The sequence below is a fragment of the Desulfofundulus sp. genome, assembly GCF_049701015.1.
Taxonomy (GTDB): domain Bacteria; phylum Bacillota; class Desulfotomaculia; order Desulfotomaculales; family Desulfovirgulaceae; genus Desulfofundulus.
The window spans coordinates 1-1,086 of the sequence record NZ_JBNATZ010000071.1; the positions used below are offsets into that span (position 1 = coordinate 1).

2 protein-coding genes are annotated in these 1,086 nt (G+C 54.5%); both read left to right on the forward strand.

The genetic code is table 11. The features are described from left to right. Positions 1-150, forward strand: a 150-nt coding sequence (locus ACPLUI_RS06220; RefSeq protein WP_424659417.1) for an NADH-quinone oxidoreductase subunit K, incomplete at its 5' end; no start/stop codon positions are given. Positions 151-170: 20 nt separating this feature from the next. Next, positions 171-1,086 (forward strand): NADH-quinone oxidoreductase subunit L (locus tag ACPLUI_RS06225; RefSeq protein ID WP_424659407.1); only part of this gene is annotated, 916 nt, incomplete at its 3' end.

Below are 1,086 nucleotides of genomic sequence, written 5' to 3' on the forward strand. Positions count from 1 at the left end.
ACCCCCACCCTGTTCCTGGGCCAGCTCTTCGCCGTTTTCGTCATCACGGTGGCCGCTGCCGAAGTGGGGGTTGGATTGGCCATCATCATTGCCATCTACCGCAACAGGGTATCGGTTAACCTGGATGACTTTAACTGGCTTAAGTGGTAGAAAGGTGGGTGTCCAACGAGATGGTTGAATTTGCGATGCACCACGCCTGGCTGGTGCCCCTGCTGCCTGCTCTGGCATTTTTAGCCATTGTCTTTCTAACCAGGCCATGGCCCATGTTGAGCGCTCTGGTGGCCGTGGGTGGAATAGTCGGGGCCTTTATCGTTTCCGCCCTGGCAGCATATGGTGTGTTTACCAACCCGGCTTTTAAAGAAGAACCCCTGGTCTACGCCGTACGGTGGTTTTCCATGCCCGGCCTGCATGTAGACGTGGGGGTTCAGCTGGATCCCGTGTCGGCCATGATGATCTTCATGGTTTCCATGGTCGCGTCACTGATATTTATCTATGCCATCGGTTATATGAAAGGCGATCCCGGTTTCCCGGTCTTCTTCTCCTACGTCTCCCTGTTTGCTGCTTCCATGCTCCTGCTGGCCATTTCCAGCAACCTTTTGGAGATGTTTGTGGCCTGGGAACTGGTCGGCCTCTGTTCCTACCTTTTGATCGGTTTTTACAGCCATAAGATTTCCGCTCGGGAGGCGGCCAAGAAGGCCTTTATCACCTGCCGGATTGCAGATTTCGGTTTATTGCTCGGGCTTCTGTCACTGCAAATTGTCTTCGGCACCTTGAACCTGGTGGAGCTTTCCGGGAAGATAGCCCATTTTGAGCAGTATACCACTTTCGGCGTGTTAAGCCTTATTGCTGTGCTGGTGTTTATCGGGCCGATCGGTAAATCGGGCCAGTTCCCCCTGCATGTATGGTTGCCTGATGCCATGGAAGGTCCCACCCCGGTCAGCGCTCTGATCCACGCTGCTACTATGGTGGTGGCAGGTGTCTACCTGGTGGCGCGTACCATGTTTCTCTTCCACGAAGTACCCAATGCCATGGAACTGGTAGCCATCACCGGTGGTTTTACGGCCCTGTTTGCCGCCACCATTGCTG